The 24,471-nt window shown below is 64.7% G+C and carries 21 protein-coding genes; 11 read left to right on the forward strand and 10 right to left on the reverse strand.

Translation table 11 applies throughout. The features are described from left to right. Positions 1-4 precede the first annotated feature (4 nt). Both ABZ827_RS21300 and ABZ827_RS21305 read left to right on the forward strand, forming a co-directional pair. Positions 5-1,675 (forward strand): DUF885 domain-containing protein, encoded by a 1,671-nt coding sequence (locus tag ABZ827_RS21300; RefSeq protein WP_357239092.1) that lies wholly within the window; start codon positions 5-7, stop codon positions 1,673-1,675. A 64-nt stretch (positions 1,676-1,739) separates the two neighbouring features. Next, entirely contained in the window at positions 1,740-2,315 is a 576-nt protein-coding gene (locus tag ABZ827_RS21305) for an NUDIX domain-containing protein (RefSeq protein ID WP_357239094.1), read from the forward strand. Between the two features lie 108 nt (positions 2,316-2,423). Here the strand turns inward: ABZ827_RS21305 and ABZ827_RS21310 are convergent, their stop codons facing one another. From ABZ827_RS21310 to ABZ827_RS21320, 3 genes are all read right to left on the reverse strand, one after another. Continuing rightward, positions 2,424-3,350 (reverse strand): nucleoside hydrolase, encoded by a 927-nt coding sequence (locus ABZ827_RS21310; RefSeq protein WP_357239097.1) that lies wholly within the window; start codon positions 3,348-3,350, stop codon positions 2,424-2,426. Between the two features lie 48 nt (positions 3,351-3,398). After that, positions 3,399-3,725 carry a DUF4254 domain-containing protein gene (locus ABZ827_RS21315; protein WP_357239609.1) on the reverse strand — a complete coding sequence of 109 codons (327 nt, stop codon included), beginning with the start codon at positions 3,723-3,725 and terminating at the stop codon, positions 3,399-3,401. Between the two features lie 766 nt (positions 3,726-4,491). Continuing rightward, complete coding sequence (locus ABZ827_RS21320; RefSeq protein ID WP_357239100.1) at positions 4,492-4,806, reverse strand: hypothetical protein; 315 nt, start codon at positions 4,804-4,806, stop codon at positions 4,492-4,494. A 157-nt stretch (positions 4,807-4,963) separates the two neighbouring features. On the opposite strand from ABZ827_RS21320, the gene ABZ827_RS21325 reads away from it, so the two are divergent. Beyond that, the gene (locus tag ABZ827_RS21325; RefSeq protein ID WP_357239104.1) at positions 4,964-5,815 is read left to right on the forward strand and encodes a DUF5753 domain-containing protein; all 852 of its coding nucleotides are present in this window, start codon (positions 4,964-4,966) and stop codon (positions 5,813-5,815) included. 14 nt (positions 5,816-5,829) lie between these two features. Next, on the forward strand, positions 5,830-6,216 hold the full coding sequence (locus tag ABZ827_RS21330) for a DUF397 domain-containing protein (protein WP_357239107.1): 387 nt from the start codon (positions 5,830-5,832) through the stop codon (positions 6,214-6,216). Positions 6,217-6,371: 155 nt separating this feature from the next. On the opposite strand, the gene ABZ827_RS21335 is transcribed toward ABZ827_RS21330, so the two are convergent. The 6 genes from ABZ827_RS21335 to ABZ827_RS21360 all read right to left on the reverse strand — a co-directional run bounded on the left by ABZ827_RS21335 (position 6,372) and on the right by ABZ827_RS21360 (position 14,527). After that, positions 6,372-7,172 carry a methyltransferase domain-containing protein gene (locus ABZ827_RS21335; protein ID WP_357239110.1) on the reverse strand — a complete coding sequence of 267 codons (801 nt, stop codon included), beginning with the start codon at positions 7,170-7,172 and terminating at the stop codon, positions 6,372-6,374. Then, on the reverse strand, positions 7,172-8,152 hold the full coding sequence (galE, locus tag ABZ827_RS21340; RefSeq protein ID WP_357239113.1) for a UDP-glucose 4-epimerase GalE: 981 nt from the start codon (positions 8,150-8,152) through the stop codon (positions 7,172-7,174). Before galE ends, ABZ827_RS21335 begins: the two co-directional genes overlap by 1 nt. Beyond that, entirely contained in the window at positions 8,149-9,183 is a 1,035-nt protein-coding gene (locus ABZ827_RS21345; protein WP_357239116.1) for a hypothetical protein, read from the reverse strand. Before ABZ827_RS21345 ends, galE begins: the two co-directional genes overlap by 4 nt. After that, on the reverse strand, positions 9,180-10,490 hold the full coding sequence (locus ABZ827_RS21350) for a phosphomethylpyrimidine synthase ThiC (protein ID WP_357239119.1): 1,311 nt from the start codon (positions 10,488-10,490) through the stop codon (positions 9,180-9,182). The genes ABZ827_RS21345 and ABZ827_RS21350 overlap by 4 nt, the downstream gene beginning before the upstream one ends. Positions 10,491-10,988: 498 nt before the next feature. After that, entirely contained in the window at positions 10,989-11,465 is a 477-nt protein-coding gene (locus tag ABZ827_RS21355) for a GNAT family N-acetyltransferase (RefSeq protein ID WP_357239122.1), read from the reverse strand. Then, positions 11,462-14,527: an orotidine 5'-phosphate decarboxylase / HUMPS family protein gene (locus ABZ827_RS21360; RefSeq protein ID WP_357239125.1), complete on the reverse strand. Its 3,066-nt coding sequence runs from the start codon at positions 14,525-14,527 to the stop codon at positions 11,462-11,464. Before ABZ827_RS21360 ends, ABZ827_RS21355 begins: the two co-directional genes overlap by 4 nt. 407 nt (positions 14,528-14,934) lie before the next feature. Between ABZ827_RS21360 and ABZ827_RS21365 the strand changes: the two genes are divergently transcribed. The 3 genes from ABZ827_RS21365 (at position 14,935) to ABZ827_RS21375 (ending at position 18,132) form a co-directional block, all read left to right on the forward strand. Continuing rightward, the gene (locus ABZ827_RS21365) at positions 14,935-15,357 is read left to right on the forward strand and encodes a hypothetical protein (protein ID WP_357239127.1); all 423 of its coding nucleotides are present in this window, start codon (positions 14,935-14,937) and stop codon (positions 15,355-15,357) included. A gap of 187 nt (positions 15,358-15,544) precedes the next feature. Further along, a complete protein-coding gene (locus tag ABZ827_RS21370) occupies positions 15,545-16,849 on the forward strand; it encodes a cytochrome P450 (protein ID WP_357239130.1) in 1,305 nt (434 codons plus the stop codon). A 17-nt stretch (positions 16,850-16,866) separates the two neighbouring features. Continuing rightward, entirely contained in the window at positions 16,867-18,132 is a 1,266-nt protein-coding gene (locus tag ABZ827_RS21375; RefSeq protein WP_357239133.1) for a cytochrome P450, read from the forward strand. Between the two features lie 732 nt (positions 18,133-18,864). On the opposite strand, the gene ABZ827_RS21380 is transcribed toward ABZ827_RS21375, so the two are convergent. Then, a complete protein-coding gene (locus ABZ827_RS21380; protein ID WP_357239136.1) occupies positions 18,865-19,188 on the reverse strand; it encodes an ArsR family transcriptional regulator in 324 nt (107 codons plus the stop codon). A 182-nt stretch (positions 19,189-19,370) separates the two neighbouring features. On the opposite strand from ABZ827_RS21380, the gene ABZ827_RS21385 reads away from it, so the two are divergent. The 4 genes from ABZ827_RS21385 (at position 19,371) to ABZ827_RS21400 (ending at position 24,444) form a co-directional block, all read left to right on the forward strand. Continuing rightward, positions 19,371-20,366, forward strand: coding sequence for a zinc-dependent alcohol dehydrogenase family protein (locus ABZ827_RS21385; RefSeq protein WP_357239138.1), 996 nt, complete (start codon positions 19,371-19,373; stop codon positions 20,364-20,366). Between the two features lie 820 nt (positions 20,367-21,186). Next, positions 21,187-22,524: an NtaA/DmoA family FMN-dependent monooxygenase gene (locus ABZ827_RS21390; protein WP_357239141.1), complete on the forward strand. Its 1,338-nt coding sequence runs from the start codon at positions 21,187-21,189 to the stop codon at positions 22,522-22,524. 263 nt (positions 22,525-22,787) lie between these two features. After that, positions 22,788-23,384, forward strand: coding sequence for a TetR family transcriptional regulator (locus ABZ827_RS21395; RefSeq protein ID WP_357239144.1), 597 nt, complete (start codon positions 22,788-22,790; stop codon positions 23,382-23,384). Positions 23,385-23,697: 313 nt separating this feature from the next. Further along, entirely contained in the window at positions 23,698-24,444 is a 747-nt protein-coding gene (locus ABZ827_RS21400) for an NAD(P)-binding domain-containing protein (protein ID WP_357239147.1), read from the forward strand. Positions 24,445-24,471: the final 27 nt, after the last annotated feature.

Consider the following 24,471-nt stretch of genomic DNA (forward strand, 5'->3'; position numbering starts at 1 on the left):
CGTGATGGAGGCGAAGCTGGCACGGTTGTCGGACTTGTACTGGGATGCGGTACTTGCCGCGGCGCCGACCGAGGCAACGACACTGGGTGACCACCGTTTCGACGCCCAGATCGAGGACTTCTCGGTCGAAGCCGAGCAGCAGCGGCTGGCCACCATGACCGACCTGCTGTCCCGGGTGAACGCACTGGACCCGGGCGGGCTGAACGAACCGGAGCGAGTGACCTACAGCTTGCTGCGTGGCGCACTCGCCACGGAAGTCGACCGGTTGGTGTGGCGGCCACTGGAACTGGCCTCGGACCAGATGGACGGTGTGCACGCCACCGCCCTGACGCTGGCCCCGCAGATACAGGCCCCCGAACCCGAGCACGCCCGGGCGCTGCTGCAGCGGTACCGGCAGTTCGGGAGCATGCTCGCACAGGCGGAGCGGCGGTTTCGTGACGGATTGGCCGCGGGCCGGCTGCCTGCCCGGTTGGTGATCGAGCGGTCTCTGCGCCAGCTCGACGGCTATCTCGCTTCGGACCTCGGCGCCGACCCGTTCGCCACTATGGCGGGACCATCCAGTTGGGACGGGGAGAGCAGGTGGCGTGCCGAGCTGGCGCAGGTGGTGGCCGAGGTGATCCGGCCGGCGTTCGCCCGGTACAGGGACGTCCTGGCCGATGAGCTGCTGCCGGTGTCCCGGCCGGACGAGCGCGCCGGGTTGTGCTGGCTCGGCGACGACGGCACCGATATCTACCAGCGACTATTACGTGAGCACACCACGCTGCCGGATGCGGACGCCGACGAGATCCACGAGCTCGGACTCGCCGAGGTGGCGCGGCTGCGCGGTGAGTATGCCGCGATGGGCGAACGGGTATTCGGCACCAGCGACGTCGCCGCGGTCTTCACTCGGCTGCGCACCGATCCGAGCCTGCGCTACCGCAACGGACAGCAGATCATCGCCGACGCCCGCCGCTACCTCGCCGCCGCGGCGGACCGGATGGGGGACTGGTTCGGCCGGCTACCCGTACAAACCTGCGACATCGTCGAGGTCCCCGAATTCCTCGCAGCGGATTCACCGGCGGCCTACTACTTCCCGCCGCCGGCCGACGGCTCCCGGCCCGGCGCCTATTACGTCAACGGTCACGACCCGCAGGATCGGGGCCGCTACGAAACCGGAGCGGTCGCGTTCCACGAGGCCATCCCGGGACACCACCTCCAGCTGACCATCGCCGGCGAACTCACCCACCTGCCGCGGTTCCAGCGCCAGTCGTTCGGCAATACCGCTTTCGTGGAGGGTTGGGGCCTCTACGCCGAACGCCTCGCCGACGAAATGGGCCTCTACGACGATGATCTGGCTCGCCTGGGCATGCTTACCGGCGACTCGTGGCGGTCGTGCCGACTCGTTGTCGATACCGGACTGCACGCGAAGGGATGGAGCCGCCGGCAAGCGATCGACTATATGACCGAGAACGTGCCCGCGGGGCTGTCCGAGATCGAGGTCGAGGTCGACCGCTACATCGCCATCCCCGGCCAAGCCGTGGCCTACAAGATCGGGCAGCTGGAAATCCAGCGACAACGCGCCGTCACGGCCGCCCGCCTCGGGGCACGGTTCGATATCGCGGCCTTCCACGACACCGTTCTGGGCTCCGGGTCGGTCAGCCTGCCGGTCCTGCGGGAGATGGTGGGCGCGATTTGAGAGCCGGAGGATCCGGACTCCCGGCCCGAAGATGATGTCGTCGAGGATGGATATCCTCGTGTGCATGGAGTCCGCCACGGCAGCCGTTGCCGAACTCATCGACACGATTACTCCGGTCGACGACCTGGAGCGGCAACATATCGAGCAGACTCTGGCGTGGCTTGCTGGCACCGACGACATTTATCGTCGCGTTCCACCGGCCATACCTTCACCGCATCTGGTGTCCTACGTGGTCCTGGTGGACCCCATCGAACGCGGTATCTACCTGGGCCGGCACCGCAAGTCCGGCTTGAACCTGCCGATGGGCGGGCATCTGGAACCTTTCGAGCACCCGCTGGCGGCGGCGCGCCGGGAAGCCCGAGAGGAACTCGGGCTCGATGTGAGTTTCGATGTCGTTGGTGACGTGCCGTTGTTTCTGACCGTGACTACCACCGTCGGTCCGACTGGTGGACATGTCGATACCTCGCTGTGGTTCGTTGCTCATGGTCACCGTCGCGAGCAATACGCTCTCGACCCTGACGAGTTCGACGGCGGCCGTTGGTGGGATCTCGACCCCTACGGTCTCCCGAGTTCGGATCCGCATTTGGGGCGCTTCATCGACAAGTTCGACAGCACGCTGCAGCCTGCACTCACACGATGAGACCACTGGTCGCGAACTGAGAGGCTCGCCTACGGAACCGATCAGTTGGCTGGCGAATGGCCGGAGTTTCGTCGCGACCCCATCGTGAGAAGAACGCGAGCAGTGCGGTTATGGCCTGATCATCTCGTACATCCAGGTGAGGAATGCTTCGTAGTCGACAGCGCTGGATGCCTGTACCGGTCGTCCGTGGGGTGTGCGGTAGATACAGGCATCAGCGCGGATCCCGATCCGTTCGGTGTGGACGGAGACGAAAGGCAGGCCAAGGGCGGCACTGAGCGTTAGCGGGTCCTGCATCGACGTTCCGGGTTTGCGGGTGAACCACGCCCGCAGGTGCTGCGCCAGCAACTGCGCCCAGTCCGATGCAGTGGCGTGTTCGAGGGCCGGAAGGAGTGGAGAGTCGGGGGTCAGCTGGATGGCGGCAGCATTGGTGTGGTCGGCGAGCATCAGGCGTGGTGTGTGCAGTGCCCGCAATGCCAGTCCGGCGGAGGTGTAATCGGTGCGGAAATTCTGTGAGGCTTGGGTCTTGTCTCGATAGCCTGCGAGCGATCCGCCCATCTGGGTGACCGTCACCCGGTCGGAGATCTCGGGCATGCGGGAGATAACGGCGTTGAGGTTGGACATCGGACCGAGCCCCACCCAGCGGATCGGCTCGGTGGTGGTGTCGCAGAGCTCGACGATGGCAGCGATCATCCGATCGAGGCTGCGGATGCGCTCGAGGAAGTCCTCCATCGGCGGAGCAGGCGGATGGTCGTTGCTCATGAGGAAGCGGTCTTCGCCTCCCAGATCGAAGCCGGCGATCACGCGGACGTCGCTGCGACCGAGCAGGTTCAGAAGGTGACGGGCCAGCTGTGCTCGGCGGCCGCGAGTTTCGTCCGCGGTTACTACTGCCAGATTCGGCACCATTCGGCCCGCGATTACCAGGGCAACGATATCGGCCGGGTCCCAGCCGATATCGGTATCGACGATCACGAGATCGTCGGGCGTCCCAGCGATGTGCGGTCGTATCCATCGGTCGGGTGAGGATAGGCCGGACATGGAAATTTCGATGCTCCTTCGTGTGTGAGCGGCGAACCTGGTCCGCAGTCACGAGAGCCGGGCGGGCGGTAGGCGTAGTGACCGGTTGGTGACCGCGGTGGTCAGGTCGGTGTAGTAGTCGCGCAGTTCGGCGAGTCGATACCAGGCCTTGTGGACGCTGGGGTGGGTCGGTTCGATCGTCATGAGCAGATGGAATGCGAAGACCTGTGTTTCGGCGAGGCGGTCGATCACTACTCCTATCGACTCGGCGTGCAGTGTCGATGCCGGATGCGGGGGAGGGAGGTGGTGCGCCACCCACTCATTGACGGCATGTACCAGGGTGTTTCGACGATGGGGATCCGAAGGGACAATCCGGTGGAGTCGGCGCCGGTGCATCCGGCCGAAGTCTCGGGCCAGCTCGGTCAGGGGATGGGCGGAGACACGGTGCCCCCGTATGGCGGACAGCAGTTCCTCGCCGGAGGGGAACAGCGCCGTTGGATTCGTGGCGGTGCCGGTGTACACGGGTCACCGCCGTATCGCCGAGCGTGGCGGTAAGGACAGGAGATGACGCGTGGCGGTTAGCACCGTGGTCCGCGACGGTAGGTCTGTGTCATGGGCGGGTGGCGATACCCAGTACCACTCGATGAAGCTGTCGCTCATCGGAAGCCATACTCGCTGTCCGGAAGTCAGGATTCGCACTCCAGCAGCGTCGAGCGTATTTCGGGCGCTGTCGCCCAGACTGCGGCCTGCAGCTGGACCGACAAGGAAGACCCATTCTCGGTCGGTTCGGTGAAAGCTGATGATCGGCACATGGGTCACACGTCGGCCGTCCGTGAGTTCGCGGCGCACCCTGGCGCCCAGGTCGGCGGGCATCACCACGGCTCCGAGTGCGCTGGATGCGGTCAGCGCGACTCTATGGAAGACGAGCGACGCATCGAAACCCATTGCGCGATATACATGGGCAACTTCGAGCGCGCTGTGACACCGCTCGAACATCATGCCTCCCGCCGATGACGACCGCCGGGCCCGGCAACAGGCATCGGCCTGGATCGCGACGCCTCCTTTGCCTGCTCCGCTGTCCGGCGGCCACGGGCTGCTCCCGCGCTGAACATGATGACGAGGACAGCCGAGGCCCGCCGAATCTCTACCGCGCGATGGCTTCTCATGCCGACCGCCGCATCGCCCGGCGGCCGAGCCGACGAAATGTGCGCCGTGTGGTGACGGCCGACTCGTCGTCGGGCGGGGGCTCTTTGGCAGCCAGACCGCAGGCTTCGAGCACGGTCAACCCCAGGTGCTGGGCCAATATCAGGTTGTCTGCGACGGATTCGGCGATCTGCATCGCCGCGGCGGCCTGCTCCGTCGACAGCGTGCGGCCGGGCAGGAAGCTGACCACCCACTGCTGGTCGCCGACGCTTCTGGCTTGATGTCGGCACCGGTCACTGACCATCAGTGTCCGGTCGATGACTTGTATCGGCATGACTTCTCCCCTGTCTGACAGATTCGATCCGAACTAGTCGGATGTCGTGGCCGATGGCATGTCTGACAGTAGCTCTGACAAGTTGTCAGCACAACTGCCTGAATGGTTTCACAGCCGAGATGTAGGATCGGCCTGACCTCAGGGAAGGAGCTGATGCGTGAAGTCACCCACCGTTGCCCGCTGGGAACTGCTGCTTCGGGTCACCCAGTGGAAATCTGCGCAGCAGATCGATGTCAAGACCGCCGCCAAAGCGCTGGGCATCACCACCAACCACTGGCATCAGCTCATGAGCGACCGTCGCGCTCTGACCGACGAGAACTTTCACGCGCTGCTGAAACTGTTCGGCATTGCCGCTGCCGACAACGAGGAACGGCAGCTGCTGGAATCGCTCCGCGCGGATGCCCGTGAGCGCGGCTGGTGGATGGATTTCTCCGCCCTCTTCGACGCCGAGACCTTGAGGTTGTTCGGCCTCGAGCACGGCGCGAAGACCATCCAGAGCTATGAAGGGCTGATTGTCCCGGGCCTGCTGCAGACCGTGGATTATGCCCGCGCGATTATGGATTCCGATATCGCCCGAATCCGCCCGGTCGACGCCGACCTCTATATCGAGGCCCGGATGAAACGACAGGAACGATTAGGCGGCGACGACCCGCTGGAGCTGACAGCGCTGATCCACGAAGCCGCGCTGCATCAGCTCACCGGCAGTCCCGCGGTAATGGCCGGTCAACTGCGCCACCTCAACAACATGACGCGACACGAGACGATAGATATCAGAATCGTCCCTTTTACTGCACCGATACGCCCGATCCTGTCGGGCTCGCCGTTCCACATCATTCACTTCGCAAGCTCCATGCTTCCGTCGCTGGCATGGCACGAATCGGTCGCTACCCGGGGGGATCATCGACGACGCCTCCCGGGTACGCGAGCTGCGGATCCTGTTCGACCGGCAACTCGACCTGGCGTTGAGCTCCGAGGAGTCCTCGGCCTTGATCCGGCAAGTCGCAGATAGGATAGCCTGACAAGATGAGCACTGCTAAGCCCGTCACCAGCAATAACGGTGGCTTCTTCAAGTCGTCGTACTCCAATGACGGCCCGTCGTGTGTCGAGGTCCGGTTCCACGGCGATCGCGTGCTCATCCGGGACAGCAAACAGAACCACGAGTACACCGACGTCCCCACCTCCCAGCCGACAATTGCTGTCCCGACCGGCCGCTGGGCGAGCTTTCTCGACCTCGTGCTCAGCAGCCGGTCCGGCACGGTCGACACTCTCGCGGTCGCCATCGACGGGGACGATCGAGCTGAACTCACCGGCGCCGACACTTCCGGAAAAACCACCACGCTCCGCTACACCGCTGATGAATGGGATGCCTTCAGCAAAGGTGTGGCCGACGGCGAATTCCGTCGCGGCTGAGCCAGGGCGATTCGGTGCTGTGCAGCCCGTGGCCGCCGCCCGACCGGTGTCCGCAGCCGATAAGGTAAGGCGCGTAACGCTGGCCGCGCACTTGTCGGTGTTTGATCGGTCTGCTCTCAATCTCCACGGCGAATGCGGCCGCTCTGCTCACGAAGTCAGCGCGTTGCTGTTGCGACCGTGTAGCCCTTTGGATCGCGCCAGGCTTGGCCTGGGTGAGAGGAGAACCAGTGCTCGATTTCGCTTGTGACGTCGGCGAGGATTTGAGCGCGGGTTGGGGCGTCGGATGCGATGCCGTAGAAGGTGAACAGGGCCTCTGCGAACGTGATCAGAGGCCGAGGCTGGTCGAAAACCAGGGCGTTGTCATGGGTTTCGATGATTGTGTTGCCGAATATTTCGCGCATCATGTCGGGCAGAGTTTCGCTGGTGACGGTGTGGTTGATCATTCCGTCCGGTGGGGTGAGGCCGTGATTGCGGGCGTGGGCAGCGACGAGTTGGTGTGTGTAGTGGCAGGTTCGGGCGTGGTTGACGACCACCACGACGGTGCCCCCGGCGCGGGTGATACGCCGGAATTCTGAGAGTGCGGCGAGCGGGTCGGGGACGTGATAGAGCATGTGCCGGGCCGTACACGCATCGAACTCGCCATCTCGAACGGGTAGGTTCTGGGCATCGCCGCTTACCGCGGTGACGCCACCGATCGCGGCCGCGGCGGCCACCATCGCGGCTGAGGTGTCCACACCGACGAGCCGTCCGATGTGTCCAGCCGCGTGCAGGTGGGCGAGGAATCGTGCGTCACCACAGCCGATATCGGCGAGGTCCTCAGTGCCCGTGAGTTCCAGAGCGGCCAGGACCGCGGTGGAGGGGTCGTCGGGGTGTTCGGAGTGTTCCTGGTGGGTGGCGATCCGGGCTTGAAGCGGGATGGGGCTTGCGTATTCGGAGGTCAGCGAGGGCATGGTCATCAGCCGCGCCGAGTGGTGCTGTGGAAAGTCCAGGCGTCCTGGACGATGTCGGTGATATCGGGTTTCTCCGGTTTCCATCCGAGTTCGCGGTGCGCGAGATCCGAGGAGGCGTAGAGCGTAGCGGGATCGCCGGGGCGACGCGGTGCGATCTCGATGTCGAAGTGTGTGCCGGTGACTTCGCGGACGGCGCGGACGACTTGGAGGTTGGAGAAGCCGATGCCGTTACCGAGGTTGTAGATCTTGTGCTCGCCCGGGTGGATGGTGTCGAGCGCGAGGAGGTGTGCGCGGGCGAGGTCGGTGATGTGGATGTAGTCGCGGACGCAGGTGCCGTCGGGGGTGGGGTAGTCGTCGCCGAACAGAGAGAACTTGTCGCGGTGTCCGGTTGCGGCATCGAGGGCCAAGGGGATGAGGTGGGTTTCGGGGTCGTGCCGCTCACCGATCATGGTGCCGTCGCCGCAGTCGTGGGCGCCGGCGACGTTGAAATAGCGCAGCGAGATCGCGCCGAGGGCTCCTGTGCGGGTGTAGGAGGCGATGGCTCGGTCGACCGCGAGTTTGGTGTCGCCGTAGGTGTTGACCGGGTCGGTGGGTGCTGTCTCGGTGAGCGGCAGTTGGGTCGGTTCGCCGTAGACGGCAGCGGTGGAGGAGAACACGAGCCGACCGACCTCGGCGGCGCCCATAGCGTCGAGCAAGGCCAGCGAGGCGCGGGTGTTGTTGTCCCAGTGCCATTCCGGGTGCGACATGGATTCGCCGGCGGCGATGAGGCCGGCGAAGTGCAGGACGGCGTCGAAGCCGGCGTCGGGGGTGAGGACTTCGGCGATATCGTGCACGCGGAGGCGCGCGAAGACGACGCCGGAGGGTATCTGTCGCTCGTCGTTGCGGGAGAGGTCGTCGACGATGACGACCTGGTGGCCTGCGTCGCGAGCCATGCGCGCGACGGTGGCGCCGACATAGCCCGCGCCTCCGGTGACCAGCAGTTTCATACGGCCTGCACTTTCATTGCCAGCAGATGATCGTGGATTTCTTGCTTGTAGCGGCGGAAGTACTCCTCCGGGCTCGGCTGGGCGCGGGTGCCGTCCCAGCCGGTGTACTGCGCCCACACTCGGTGCTTCACCGTAGCCAACGCGCGCGGATCCCCGGTGATAGGCCATGCGGTGGTCATGGCCCGCGCCAGATGATGCACCGCATGGTGATGGCGGGCGACAATCCGGCCGCTGCTGGTGGTCGCGTAGCGGCTGTGGTTGACCGCGTCGGCCCGCGGTTGCCCGAATTCGATATCGAACCGCGCCAGCGCATCTGCGAGATATGTCCAGAACCGGCCCACGCTCATCGGGGGCAGGTCCGGATCGCTGCGCCAGCGCAGTTCTGCTTGCATTCGTTCGGCGAGGTGCGGGGCCATGCGGTCGAAGTCGTGGTGCGCGTAGGCGCCATCGAGCATCGCAGTGGCGCGCAAGATCTTCATACACAACCGATTGGTCACGAGGTGGTACTGGATGGTGTCCGCACCGGCCAGCCAGGAGTCGTGCAACCCGCACCAGAAATACGCCTGGGTGTAGTAAAGCAGGATCTCGTAAGCGTCGCGGGCGTCCAGCTCGACCCGGAAGTGGTCCGGGATGCCGCGTTCGGTGACGGGCAAGCCGAGGTTTTTGAAGTCGTAACCGAGCGAAGTCCGGATACTGCGGTAGCCGGATAAGGGAAGGACCATGAGATCGACTACCGAGAAGTACTGTTCGGCTGTTTCGATCAGCTTCTCCGCCGGTATCGACGGATCTTGTCCAGAATGAACGTAGAGGAAGTCGACATCGGAGAGCAGCACCCGTTTTCCCTCGTTCCGGACAAAGGTGGGCTCGCCCCGTGCCAGGGACCCGCCGACGATCAGCCAGTCGCTCGGAGGTACGCGTCGGCCGATCGACAGAAGGTTGTCGGCGATGGCGGTCGCGGCGTCTTCGAGATCGGCGGCGTTGTCGAGGCGTCGCACGATGCTGTGTCCCACCGTGGGGGCCGGCGTGATCATTTTCCCGCCCTGATTACGGGCGTAGGCAGCGATGCGGAAGTCGTCACCGGCTTTTCGCCGTCTTTGTGGACAATGACCAGCGGACAGTATTTTCCGCAGATCGTGCAAGGGGCTCCGTCTTTGAGTCCTTCCTGGATGAATGCCTGGTTGGCCAGATCCGGGTACAGCGCCAGGTCGGCCTGTTCGGCCCAGGAGTTGCGGCGCCGCGCATGGCCCATCGCACGCTGGTGCGTGACTTCGGATTCCCGGCCGCGGGCCAGCTCCAGCGCAGCGATCGCGACCCGTGCGAACCGGATGGCTTCGGCGGTATCGGGCGCTGTCGGCATGGCGTAGTGCTCGTTGTGGGTGATGGAGGCGAACATGTCGCCGCCGTACTGGCCGGCGGTGAGGATGCCGAGGGTGTTGACGACCTGGTCGAGAGTGACCGCGTTATCGATCACCATCGGCCCGGCCAGCCACAGCGGCGCGCCGCCCAAGGCTTCCTTATATGCGGGAATGAGTTCGGGGATCAGGTGTAGCGGGATGTGCCCACCGCTTTCACACAGCACCTGCACCCCACCGCGCAGGACTTCGTCGCGAAGCTGGGCCAGTAGCCGCAGCTCCATCCACTTCAGTTCATCGTTGGCGGCATCCGCGGTGCAGGCGGGGCGGAAGATATCGCCGAGGTCGAGTACGACTTCGCGGCGTCGGCAGATCTCGATGATGCCGTCGAGGTGCTCGATCAAGGGATTGTCGCAGTGGTTCATTCGCATGTAGCGGTCGATCAGGCCGCCGCCGCGCGAGGTGGTCGGCACGATACGGGTCGATTTCTTCATCGCCTCGGATATCGCCGGTGTGATGCCCATGTGGACGAGCACGTAGTCGACTCCGGTCGCCAATCCCATCTCGAACCGCTCGAGGAACTCCCCGCGGCTCATGCGCCGCCGCGGATCGGTGAACAAGTCGTATGTCAAGCAAGCGCCGAGTGGAACTCCCATGACCTCCTTGAGATCGGTGCGCAGCGCGACGCCCTCCGGATTGGTGGTGAGGTCCATGACGGCGTCTGGGCGTGCGGCGAGGATGACGCTCATCGTGTCGACGATGGATTGCCGGTCGGTGTCGCGGGGCCCCAGCCCGATCAGACCGCTGATCTTGGGCCTGGTACCGGTACCGACCAGGAGCGGCTTGAAATTCTCCATGTGACGACTGTCTTCGGACCGAAGAAATACCATCGTCCCGGCGGCTACCGAGCGCGCAGCTTCCGCTTCGTCGAGTCCTTCCTCCCGACACGATTCGACGAACTGGGAATCTGTTGCCAGTGTGAGCATTGCGGGGCCCGCCTCTCTTACGAATGAAAACTCCTCGCGCGGTTGGTCGGTGCCGTCTCGGACAGCAGATTGCGAAGCCCGAGCCGTCGGCGACGAGGAGCCGCTGTACCCGATACAAGCGTCAGCGTCGGCGCCAGGAATGGATACCCGGGTAAGGCCCTAGTGCTGCTGTAGTTCTGCCGGGTTTCACACGGCAGGTTTCCTTCCCAGGGCACCGGGCCGATGGGCAATGATCCCTGACATGGGCACCGCTCTACGCGACACCGCGGCCGACCAGGTCGCCGCCGCCATGCTCGCCCTGTAACGCCTGGATCCCAGGCATCCCTAGCTGGCGGATCGCGCGATATACCGCGAGGCGGGGCACATCGCTCGGAGTACGTCCCTGCCGGACTGCTGGCAGCGGCCGAATAGCCCCCCCCGGTAATTGACCGTTGATGGGGAGTCGCAACTGGCCGCTGACAATCGATGAGCCGGAGTCGCGCTCGGAGCAGGGTTTCCCTACCCCAGGGACAGGGCGTAGACAGCGCGATCTCGGCCGGGACCTTTAAAGTCGGCGGTCACGGATATTCCGTCGATGTCGTGGTCGCCGGCCAGGTTCTCGAACCCGAGCGCGATCCAACTGGCGTGTGCTGCGTGGTTGTCGGGTTCGGAGGTCAAGTACAGGCGCCCGCAACCCCATTCCTCGGCTCGGGCTCGCACAGCGTCGAGAAGTGTCCGTGCAATGTTTCGGCGTCGGTGCTGTGGGTGGACCATGACGTCCTGGATGTACACATCGGCGGGGTTGTCCTGGCTTCGGAAGGCGATTATTGCGCCGGCGATTGTGTTGTCAGAACCGATTGCGATAGGGCAGGTGGTCGAGAACAGCGTTGCGTACAGCCAGTAGTCGGACAGGGTGCGGGCACTGATGTAGGGCTCTCCGAGCTTCATCAGCTGACGGACTTCGCCGATGTGTTCGGGCTGGAGAGGCGTGATCACAGGTCCTCCTTGGTGCGGATCTTTCGGGCCAGCCTTGCCAATTGGGAGACGGCGTCGGCTGGCACGACGGCGTCGGCGACGCTGCGACCGATGATGGCGATGTCCCATTCGTCACTGTTGAGCGCGTCGTCGCCGGGGCTGAAGCCGCCGGAGACCGCGACAGGAAGCTGACTGCATCTGCGTATCTCGGCAGCCGTGGCGAGCGGGTGGGTGCTTCCGACACCGAGGTCGATGTTGGTGGTGACGACGAACCCGTCAATTCCCGTGCGTTCCATATCACGTAGCCAGGTCGGCGTAGCGTGTTGTGGCGCAACATCGAGGGTGAGGGCGACGCCGAGGCGCCGGGCGGCCGCGACCGCGGTAGAAACGCTGGCTATCGACGCGGGGCCGATGAGGAGGACGACATCAGCGCCGGCTTCGGCGGCGAGTTCGACCTGGTCGCGGCCCCAGTCGGCGGACATCATCTCAGCGACGACGGCCGTATCCGGTGCGCACTGCTTGATCGTCTCGATTGCTGTGACACCTTCTCGCTTGATCAGCGGGTCGCCGACCTCGACGAAGTCTGCCCCAGCTTTCTGGGCGACCTGGGCTATCTCCACGGCTCGGTCGAGCGTGTGGACATCGAGGGCGATCTGTAGGGAGTGTTTGCCGCGTCGCCGTCGATACTGTTCCTGGATGTTCGAGACTCCGGGCTCATATCGCCGTTGGACTGCGTTGGCTTCGTGAGCAGTGAGCCAATGAGCCGACCGTGCGCCCTCATTGACGAGGGAACGTTCGAGTTCGGGCGGCAGGGCGATCCAGCCTGAACGCATCTCCTTGAGGAGACCGACGAGTCCGATGCTCCCCGCCGGGAGTGAATCCGGGGTAGAGATGCCGCTCAGCAGCTGTATCCGCGTAGCGAGCTTCGACACGTGCACCGGAGGTCTGAGCCAGCTTGCCTCGGTTGCGATGACGGAGTTTACGTCGTCGGCAAATGTCGGATCGGGCAACGAATTCTGTCTACCGGCCAGAAGCCCCTGCAGTGCTTGCTCGCGGACGTGCCAATTGCTGTCGGTGAGTAGGCGTCGAAAGACCTGATGGGCGGTGGGAGTGTCGAGCGCGCTGATCGATCGGGCCAGGCTGGCTCGCACTTTGTAGTCGTCATCACGGACGAGTTGCTCGATGGAGGAAGTCACCTGCTCCGAGCTCGGCGCACCGTATCTTGGCAATGCTTCGCCGAGTGCGGCGCGTACGCGCCAGTCGAGATGATGCACGAGCTGATGAATGACCCCTTGTGGGTCGTGTCCCGGATCGGTGAAGAGATCGAAGTAGCGGGCGAGGAAAGCGGCTTCCGTCGCGCTCTCCAAGTCGAGGTGGCTCACGATCAGTGTGCTGACCTCGATATTGAGGATGCCCTCGACATGTCCGGCGATGTCGGGCCAGATCTCCGATCCATGGGTGCGAAGTTGCCCGACTACCCACGACGGATGCTGGTCACCGAGTATTTCTGGGAGATTCGGTGTCGCCAGCACTGCCTTGGTCAGTGCCCGTGTCTTTGCTTGTGTACAGCGTTGGGCAGCGGAACGAACGACGTCGCCCATCGTCACACCGGTGGTCGCCATGGTTTCGACGAGCATCGGCAGCGCGATGTCGATAGTGATCGATGGCGCCGAGGCCATGAGTTCGATGAGGTGTGGTGCGCGGGAATCGAGTGCGCAGACCACGAATTCGAATACGTTGCGATCGGCGGCCGACTGGGAGGCTCGGTCGGCCAGCTCGTTGAACGTCGTCACGGTTGCCGAGGAGCGGCCGCGATCTGCCATCAGTTCCGCGATCTGGACTGCGAGGAAGTATGCCCGGAAAATATCGTGGGTGAACCTCGGCCTCCCGTCCGGTGCCCGTTCCAGGAGCGGGTGAGTCGACGAGGGGAGTTCAACCAGGTCAATAGCTGTTTCCGACGCGCCGGCCAGGCCCGCGGGGAGCGCGGTGGGTGTCAGTGCACGGGCGATCCGGGCGAGGTTGTCGACGGTGGGCTCGATAGCCTGGCCGTTACGACCGAGAACCGTTCGGACGCAGTGGCCGATGAGATGAAATCCGTTCGCCACGCCGTTCCCTGTTCCGGCTTGGACTACTCCTCCTGCGCTGTGGAGCATCTGGGAATACAAGGGGATGGTCGCCAGGGATTGCAGTGGTTCGGGCAAACGCGCGAAGGGTATTTCGTTCTCGCCACGGGTGCGGTCCCACCATTCCCGGGTGGTGGTCTTTGACCATGGAGTCAATGTGTACGCCGCTGATTGTGGGGTGCTCGCGGAACTGAACGCGGAAGCCGCCAGGATGGGGAACGCGGAGAGGTCGAGCTCGGGCGGAGTCCGGGCGACGAGAACGAACCGAAGCTGATTCGAATTGGTTTGACGCAGAATTCCATCGACCTGCCGGCCGATGAACGAGAGCTGTTCCTCCGACGCGATGCCATCGATGACGACCACACACGGGCAGGGGAGTGTGTTGGTCGCGCCTTCCAAGGTGAGTAGCGCATCAGTGCCACTGGGCAGCGAGGCATACCGCAAGATTTCGGTTGCGAGATCCGTGGCCGCTGATGACTGTGGCGAACAGGTGTGTAGCTGGAAATCCGCCACATCTTGACAATCGCGCACCAGGTATCGGGCGAGGCAACTCTTCCCACTTCCCACGCCGCCGGCGAGTACGAACACTCGTGCTGTAGAACCGAGAAACTGCCGAAACCGGGCAACCGCCGCATGGTCGATCCTGTACTGCGCTTCGAAGAGAGCTGTTCCTGAGGTATCCAAGAGGACCGTCGTGCGCGGCTTGGACCGCGCGCCGAGATGAGGCTCGCCCGTCATCGCCCCTCCGGGCACAGGCGCGCCTCCAGAAGAATCGCGGTCGGTTTCGGACCGGAGAATGAACTCGAATCTGGCGACCACATCCGGCTGGGACCGGGCGAGTTCCGTATCGAGAATCTGCTGCGTCTCATAGCGCAGCTTCGCTTCGATTCCCCGGCGCTCCCAGTTGGATACCGCCGCGTCATTGACACCGAGATGAGCGGCGAACTCCCGAACGCTCATCCTCGTGGCCTCACGCAGAGCGCGTGCCTCATATCCCGTCCATCGGGCCACCACCGACGCCATCAGCCCGGCTCATCCCCCTTAGCGGTCGCACTGAGACTGTCCATCGACAGCCGGTCGAACACGAGAGTAGGGCAAGTCTAGGACAGCGGCTCGTGTTCGCGTCCCTTCGCCGGTGCGAGCCTGAATCTGCTTATCCCATAACCCCTCAGTGGACCGATCCTGTATCGGCATCAACGAAAGAGCAGACAGAAAATGCAGTCGCAGTCGGTGACCTGTACACGCGCCCGAGTCGGTCTGAATACCGCCCTGAACACTACATACATCACCTCCACCTTCTGATGGTCGACCTGCACCAGGTCATGCCCGATGAGACTGTGCTCGAGCATGCGTGTCGCGGACTTCCAGTGGACAGCTCGAGCCCGATCGTGGATGCCGCGGCCGAACTCGGTGAACTCCACGCCACCCGCCACACCGACATCTGCTCCCGGTGCGACACAGACCGTCAGCGGCGGCGCTTGATAGGCCATATCGATGTCCTGGTGGCCGCGCTGGCGCCACCTCCACGGCCGGGCGCCCGGGCACACACGGAGTCGGTGGGCTCCGTAGTCGACCAGATTGCCAGCTGCTGCGCGATCGCATTCCACGCGCCCCTCTCTCGAGTCAGCCCGGGGGAAATCGCCGATGCGCAGGCTCAGTTACGCGGGCTCTGCGGCGAATACAGCGATCTCATCGACGAGGTCGCCGCAGGTATTTGCCGCCTACCCACAAACACGCTGCCCAACGCCGGGCCCTCGGGCATCGACGTGCTGTCGAAACGGGAGCGCTGACCAAGCGCGGCGGGTCAGGCCTCCCGCAGGTTCCGTCCGTCCGGGCCATCCCATCGACACCTACCGCCAGATTCAGAAAGTACGAAAGGTTGCGTCTCCGAATGAAGTCGGGGGAGAACACAATGCCGCGCATCGACTGCGGTGAAGACATCGGAAATCGCACGTCGGGACCGATCGGGGGCCACCGATGACCGCGGCGCCCACCCTGCACGAGATAACCCAGCCTGTCCTCGGCGCCAATGCGCACACCAGGGTCGAGTCGCGGGTGCCGCTGTATACCTCGGAGTTCGCGGCCGATCCGCATTCCGCCTATCGGGCCATGCGGCAGCTCTACGGGTCGCTTGTTCCGGTGTGGCTGGCGCCGGGGGTCCCGGCGACGTTGGTGATCGGTTATCGGACCGGGCTACAGATTCTCAACGATCCCGACCACTTTCCTGCCGATCCACAGGCCTGGGAGCGCGACATCCCGGACGAATGCCCGGCCAAGGCGATGTTGATGCGCCGTAACAACGCGGTCCGCACCGCCGGCGAGGAGCATGCCAGATACCGGAAAGCCATCGTCGATGCACTGGCCCCGCTGGACCTGTTCGCGGTGGAACGAGCGGTCGATCGTGCCGCCGAGCGCTTGATCAACGCATTTTGTGAGGCAGGCACTGCGGATCTACGGGCCCAGTACGCGGCTCCGTTGACCTTCTACGTGATGTGCGACCTGCTGGGGCTGCCGCCCGCCGAAGCCGAGCAGGCCTGGGCGGATATGGCGGCGATTCTGGACGGTGTTGCCGAGGCGGGACCACGCTTCGCTGCCTCCCTGTACGGGGTCGTCACGGCCAAACGCGCTGCGCTGGAGACCAGCGGGGGTGCCGTGGGCGATGATGTTGTTTCGAGGTTGATCACGCATCCCGCGGGCTTGGCGGATTTCGAGGTGGTCGAGCAGCTTGCGCTGCTGCTCGGGCCCGGGACCGAGCCGACCTGCAACACGATCACCAACACCGTGTTGCTGATGATGACCGATCCCCGGTTCGCCGGCGGCATGCTCGACGGCTCGCTCTCGGTCCGGGACACGATCGACGAAGTCCTCTACACCGACACCCCGCTCATGAATTTCTGCATGTCCTACCCTCGGCAGCCACAGCTGGTCGAGGGTGTGTGGCTACCCGCGCATCAGCCGGTCGTGATCAGCATGGCTGCCTGCAACAACGACCCGCACATTCTGCCCGCCGACGGCGAACGCACAGGTAACCGTGCCCACTTGTCGTGGGGTGCGGGACCGCACCAGTGCCCCGCACAAGCGCTGGCGGAAATCATCATTCACCGAGCCATCGGCCAGCTCCTCGATGTTGCCCCCGATATCGAACCCGCCGAGCCCGGCACGGTGCGCTGGCGACCCGGCGCGTTCCACCGTGCCCTGGCCGACTTACAGGTGGTCTTTCCTGCCGTGTCGTCGGTGCAACTGGCGATGCCACCCCAACTCACACCCAACCGCTACCGCTGATCTGTCGAGGAGAACCGATGACACACACCGTGAACCAGGAACCGATCGTGTTGACCGGCGTGGACATGGCGGACGAGCTGAAGCAGCTACAGGCCCGGCGCCCGATCAGCCGAGTGGAGCTGCCCGGTGGGGTGCTGGCCTGGTCGGTCACCGACCCCGACCTGCTGAAACGATTGATGACCGACCCCCGGGTGTCCAAAGACGCCCACCAACACTGGCCCGCTCTCATCAACGATGAGATCACTCAGGACTGGGTGATGTATCCGTGGGTGGCGGTGCGCAGCATGCTCACCCGCTACGGCACCGACCACCAGCGGCTCCGCAAAATCGTCACCCCTGTGTTCACCCATCGCCGGATCCAGGCGCTGCGCCCCACCATCGAGGCCATCACCACAGAGCTCCTCGACGATATCGCTGCAGTACCGGCCGGTGAAGCCGTCGACCTGCGGGCACGGTTCGCCGACGAGGTCCCGATCCGGGTAATCACCCACATAATGGGCGTGGACCCGTACCAAGCCGCCGATCTCGCCACCGGCGCGCACGCGATCCTCGATACCACCCTCACCCCCGACCAGGCAGCCCTGAACTTCGCCGAGATGAACCGGGTGCTCGGCGAACTCATTGCCGACAAACGCTCCCACCCAAGGGACGACCTCACCACCGCCCTGATTACCGCGAGCGACGAGGACGGTCGGCGGCTCAGCGAACAAGAACTCGGCGACACGTTGATGCTGATCATCACCGCCGGTCACGAAACCACCGCCCACCTGCTGGACCAGGCGATCACCGCACTGCTCGCCCACTCACAGATCTGTGCCGATGTCCTTGCCGGGGACATACCGTGGGAAGCAGTGGTGGAAGAAACTCTGCGCCGTGATCCGCCGATCATTCACATGCCGTTCCGGTTCGCGGTCGACGATATCGACCTCGACCTCCACAACGGTTCCTTCCGGATCGCTCGAGGCGAGGTCCTGCTCGCATCGCTCGCCGCTGTCGGACGCGACCCGCGGATCCATCACGACCCGGATCGGTTCGATCCGCGCCGCCCAGTGAAAGACCATCTCGCTTTCGGTCACGGTGCGCACTTCTGTCTGGGCGCGCCCCTGGCCCGACTGGAAGCCACTGTCGCACTGCCGGCTCTGTGGACCCGGTTTCGGGACATGCAGCTGGCCATCGCTGCTGATCGGCTGAAACGGCTTCCCAGCATCGTCGTCAACGGACACCGAGAATTGCCGGTGTATCTCGGGCGGGAGCCGCGGACAACCCCGAAAGACCGGTTGTGACCGGCATCGAGGACGAAAAACTCGCCTCCGACAGGCTCCTGGCATGGTCGTGACCGATGGCAGTGATGGGAACAAGCTAGGACCCCCGTGAGCGCTTCCTGACATGGACCCACGTTGTCGTCGGTGATCGCGGATCCTCGTCCTGACTGTCCTGCCGCCGCATCGATCCGGTCGTTCTTGCGTCGCGGTAGTCGGCACATCCACCATCACCTCACCTCGAGCGATCAGCGATCGCGACAAGTGACGGCCCAAGCCATCGGCGTACTCCACCGCCCAGCGACGTTGGGCCACGGCTTCGCCCACGCGATCAATAGCTTGTACTCAGTCAGAGTGGCGTCTATGTGGATCGAGCCGAGATCGGTGTTCCGGGAAGGTTCCCATCCGCCGGATTGTTCGGGATAGTTGCCGCCCCAGCCATGAGGTTGGCTGGGTTGCTGGCAGACGAACGCGGCCAGCGTCGCTCCGGTGGGGTTCGCGGCCTGGATGTCGGTGCAGTCGCCGCTGCCGGGCGGTGGATAGTGGCGTGGGTGGAGTAGCGGTCGGTTTGGGCGAGGACGTTCTCGGACATGCCAGTCGGCGTGGTTGAGGCTTCTAGCGCTCATCAACTCGCCACATGTCCGATTCGTGTGTTCGGCGTGACAGTCAGCGCGGTGGCGCCGTCGCGCAGCCCCTGGGCACCTCCACCGTATGGTCGTCTCGTCGCCTACCGGAACCATGGGCACGTGGAGCCGCTCAAGCAGGGGAGGACGGTAGTCGCGCGTGTTGGTGCGTGACACCGACCTGGTATGCGCGACCTTCCGCGATGGCCATGTCGAGCAGGCCGGGGAAACGGCGATCGCACTCGAGTTTGCGCAAGGCGTTGAGCCGGCGGGTGCCTTCGTCCCACTGCTGCAGCACACCCGACTCGCGCAGGATTCGAAAGTGGCGGCTGCTGGCTGATTTCCCCACCGGGAGGTCGAAGCCGCCGCAGGGCACGTTCGGCGTCTCAGCCAGGGCCGCCACGATCCCGAGCCGCAGCGGGTCGCTCAGCGCTTCGAGAACGTCGAGGAAGCGCATCTCCTCCTCACGAGGATGTACCAGCGGGGACGCGGTCCGGCTTGCCATGCCCCCAGTATTGCATTCCCCGACACTCATGTTCCACAAACAGTGAACATGATGCTACCGTCGATGTTCGATAACCAGTGAACATGGCGAGCGTGCTACGCGTCCGCCGCCGATATGACCAGGAAGGATAGTTTATGCCATGCATCGTGCGATTCCATGAGATCGGCGGCCCCGAGGTGCTCAGTCTCGATGAGGTCGCCGTCCCGCAGCCAGGGCCGGACGAGGTCGTCATCGAGGCCCGGGCGCTGGGGCTGAACCGTGCCGAAGAGATGTTCCGCAGCGGACAGTACGTGCAGGAACCGGTCCTGCCCGCCAAGATCGGCTATGAGGTCGCCGGGATAGTCCAGGCGGTGGGCGCGAACGTCACCCATGTCCGGGTAGGCGATGCCGTGAGCGTCATCCCGGCATTCGGTATGAACGACTACGGAATGCACGGCGAAGTCGTGCTGGCCCCGGCGCATGCTGTCGTCGCGCATCCGCAGCACTTGTCGTGGGACGAGGCCGCCGCGGCATGGATGATGTTCATCACCGCCTACGGCGGGCTGATAGATCTGGCCGGGGTCGGAGAGGGCGATACAGTGCTCATTCCTGCCGCCTCCAGCAGTGTCGGCCTGGCGGCGATCCAGATCTGCACTATGGTCGGCGCCACGCCTGTGGCCTTGTCTCGTACCAGCAGCAAGCGTCAGGCGCTCCTCGAGCACGGGGCCGCTGCGGTCATCGCCACCCAGGAACAGGACGTGCTCGCCGAAGTGCGCCGCCTCACCGGCGGCACCGGTGCGCGCGTGGCCTTCGACCCCGTCGGCGGCCCGGGCTTCGCCGAGCTCACCGCCGCACTCGCGAAGGACGGCATCATCCTCGTCTACGGCGCCCTGTCCTCCGAAGCGACACCGCTGCCCGTCATGGACGTGCTCGGCAAACATCTGACCATCCGCGGCTACGAGCTTTTCGAACTCACCACGGACCCGGAACGCCGCGCCCGGGCCACCGAGTTCGTCTACAACGGACTCGACAGCGGCGCCCTCAAACCGGTTGTGAGCACGACGTTCACGCTCGACGAGATCGTCGCCTCGCACGAGTACCTGGCCTCCAATCAGCAGTTCGGCAAGATCATCGTCCGCGTGACGCCCTGAACGGTCCGCCGTGGCGGCTCGGTTCTTTCCGGGTCCCGCGTATAAGTCGGCCGGGCTGATCGGAGGTTTGCGGTGGTTGTGTCCGTAGGTGATCGCCACCCGTCGGGGTGTTGGTGCGGCCCCCGTGGACGCACCCGCTGGGCCCGGAGTCGATCTGGCGGCCACGATCGGCGTCCTGGCTGGTGCGGCGAAGTCCTTGCGGTTGTGGAACTCGTTGTCCGGGGACTCGCATCCGGAGCTGCATTGCCCGTCGACGGGCACGACCCGGCCGCCGACTGTGGGTTCGGTGGCCCGGTGTGTCTGGGCTTTGTCGAGAACCTCAACCTTGCGGACCTACCGGTCGGCCCTGTTGTAGGCGAAGATTGCACCGCAGTGGTCGCTCACGTCGCGGCTCCCGAGTCGCATAGGCGGCGGGCGGCCGCATAGATTGCGTTGACCGGGTCGTTCAGACTCCTCGAGTAGTTCCCGTCTGGGGGCGAGGTTTCGGCGTCGGCGGCGAAGGCGTAGGACAAGAACTGCCTCGTCCCTCGAGGCTTCATGTGGGGATCCGTCGTGGATGCCGGGCGTGTTCAGGTGACCGTGGGTGGCTTCGATCCTGCCGATGGCTGCAAGCATCGCCGGTCCAGTCCGGGCATTCTCCGGCCGCCTGCTGGTACAGGGGGAGGTGGTCCGTGGGGTGTCGGCGACGACTTCCGGGCTTTGGGCGGCCGGAGTGGCCGCAGTGATCGTTTCTTTGACAACTCGGAGACTGCCTCCGTATTGTCGGTCATTGAAGCGGATGAAGCCTCCGCTTCGATCCGAAACGATCAGAGGAGCGGCTATGACGCATCCACAGATGATCCTGTGCATGCAGTTCACCAGCGGCTACGGCGCCGAACCCGGGTCGTGGCGGCTGCCCGGAGTGAACCTGTCCAGCTATACCGATATGGACCAGTTCGTGCGCTACGCCCAGGCGGCCGAACGGGGCAAGATCCAGTTGCTGTTCTTCGCCGACACCCCGGTTCTGGACGTGGACCTCTCCCACGAGGTCCCGCATTTCCCGATCGACCCCATCTTGGTCATGACCTCCATTGCCCGCGAAACCGAACGCATCGGGCTGGTCGCCACAGCCTCGACCACATTCAATGAGCCCTACAACCTCGCCCGCCAGTTCAAGGCCCTGGATGTCGTCAGCCACGGCCGGGTCGGCTGGAACGCCGTTACCACATCCGACCCCGCGGCCGCGGCGAACTTTGGCCGCCCGGTCCCGCCCCGCCCGGAAAAATACGAGCGCGCCCACGAAGTTGTCCAGATCGTGCAAGCTCTGTGGGGTAGCTGGGAAAAGGATGCTTGGACACTCGACGTCCGCGGAAACCGGTTCGCCGATATGGCCAAGATCCGGCCCGTCGACCTCCGAGGTCGCCACGTCGCTTCCCGGGGACCGCTACCCATTCCGCCGTCCGAACAAGGCCAGCCGGTGATCTTCCAGGCCGGGGGTGGGACGAACGGGCTGGCACTGGCGGGTCGTTTCGCCGATGGCGTCTACGCCAACCCCTACACCATCGAAGACGGCCGCGCCCAGCGCAACGCACTCCGCGAAGCCGCCGAACGTGCCGGACGCGACCCCGACGAGATCAAGATGTTCGCCGGTTTCATGCCCACCATCGCCGCCTCCCGCCGAGCCGCCCTCGACCGCCGACGCCTGCTCGACGAATCCGTCGACCTGCGTCAGCGGGTCCGCTACCTGGGGGCCATGATCGGGATCCCGTTCGACTACGACCGCATCGACGAACCGATCCCAGAATCTATGCTCGCCGCCGCCCGGCCCAGCCCGTTCGACCCGCGCTCGGCCCGCGCCCTCGAAGTCGCCCGGCAAGGCTGGACCCTGCGCGATATCCTCGCCCACGGCGTCATCGACTACCACCCCGTCGTCGCCGGAACCGCCACCGACATCGCCGACCACATGCAGCAGTGGTTCGAAGCCGGCGCCTGCGACGGCTTCTCTCTGGCTATCGACGGCTACCACGACGGCGTCGACGCCTTCGTCGACCAGGTCGTCCCGATCCTGCAGAACCGCGGCCTGTTCCACCACGACTACGAAGGCCCCACCCTGCGCGACCATCTCGGCGCCCGCGCTCAATACGGACTCGACGAGCGCTTATCGGTACCCGTTCGCTGAGCGCTACGCGCAGGCGCCGTTTCGAACCAGCGGCGGCAACCGGTGGCGGGTGGTTGTCCGCGGGCGGATGTAGCAACTCCACGGCAGTGTCCGGGTCGGCGCCTACAGGGCTCGATCTACCTGTCGAACGGCACAGGTGACCGCCGCACGAGAGGTCTTCCACGACCGGATGGATTGACCGGATGGCGCCTCCGCTTTACGCTGATCGATATGCGGAGGTGTTATCCGCTTCATGGAGGAGTGTGGTGGAGACAGGAGGGTATATGAGCACCGAGGAGCGGCCCGGGCGGCGGACACGCGCTGATGTCCAACGCAATCGAGCCGCCCTGCTGGAGGCGGCTCAGCGGCAGTTCCTGAAATTCGGGGTCGGCACCTCCCTCGAGGCGGTGGCCAAGGAAGCGGGAGTCGGTCCGGGCACGTTGTACCGGCACTTCCCGAACCGGGAGGCTCTCCTGGCGGCGGTGCTGCAGACCCGCTCGGCGGAGTTGGAGGCCCAGCGAGCCGAGATCGCGCAACTCGACGACGCATTCGAGCGGTTGCGGCGGTGGTTGCGCGCCATGGAGGAGTACTTCAGTGCTTTCAGCGGATTACCGGAACCGCTCATGGCCGCCGCGAGGGCGCTGGAGCCGGATAATCCGCTGACAGTTCCCTGCGAGCAGATCATCGCCACCACCGACGAGTATGTGCGCGCCGCCCAGCTCTCGGGGCAGGTGCGTGGGGCAGTCACCGGACGCGACTTGTTCTTCTTGGCCGTCTCCGTGGCGTGGACCGTGGGCGCCGCCGCGGCCGACGAGGAATCGGTCGGCCGTCTCCGTGCCCTGATGGAAAACGGCTATCGCGAGCAGAACCCGCGAGAATAGTCGCCATTGCCCGCTGTACAGCGGGTTCGGAACCGGCTGCCGTTGCTCTCTTCGCTCTCCGGGCTTCCCCGTCCGCCGCGAAGCCCAGGCGCAAGGTGGTATTGCCGGGATCCCGGAGGGTGCGCTGACCGCCTGGCTTCGGGAGAGCACCGAGTAGTGCGCCGTTATATGTGTTCAGGCGCCTCGATTCCTTCGCGTGCGGCGGTTGGAGTGTCGCGGATCGGGGACGATCCACCATTGAGCTGGAAACGTTCGATACGAAAAAACGTGACCGACCAGTCGAAACGAATAATTCGATGAAAAGGAGTTCTGTATGAAAATTGGCATTCTCGGAGTCGGGTACATCGGCAAATCCTTGAGCCGGAAATTGGCCGCCGCCGGACACGACGTGAAAGTGGCCAATTCGCGCGGGCCCGAAACAATCGAAGCCGATGTGCTCGCCACCGGTGCACGCGCGGTGGCCGCGACCGAAGCGGTGAAAGACGTAGACGTCGTGATCCTGTCCATCCCGCTCAACCGGCTCCCCGATATCGCACCGCTGATCGCGACCGTGCCCGCCGAAACCGTCGTCGTCGACACCTCGAACTACTACCCGGCACGGGATACCGCGATCCCGGCCATCGAGGCAGGTCAGGTCGAAAGCCTCTGGGCAGCCGAACAACTCGGCCGCCCGATCGTCAAGGCGTGGAACGCTATCGGATCCGGTTCCCTCGCCGAGAAAGGCGCACCCGCAGGAACCACGGGCCGCATCGCCATTCCGGTCGCGGCGGACGACGATACCGCCCGCGCGGTGGGGATGGCATTGGTCGAGGACACCGGATTCGACGGCTTCGACGCCGGGACGCTCGCGCAATCGTGGCGCCAGCAACCTGGCGCACCCGCCTACTGCACCGACCTCACGCGCGAGGAGATGCCGGCCGCGCTGGCCGCGGCCGACGCCGAGAGGCTGCCGAAGCGGCGCGACCTGGCGGTTGCCATCTTCGCCGAACGGGCCGGCGATCCGAAGACGAATCCCGATTCGGACTTCGGCGTCCGTGTGAGCCGCCTGCTGTTCATGTAGTTCTGCCGGCACCACCCTGAGCTGGAA

This window comes from Nocardia sp. NPDC019395, assembly GCF_040632335.1.
GTDB lineage: Bacteria > Actinomycetota > Actinomycetes > Mycobacteriales > Mycobacteriaceae > Nocardia.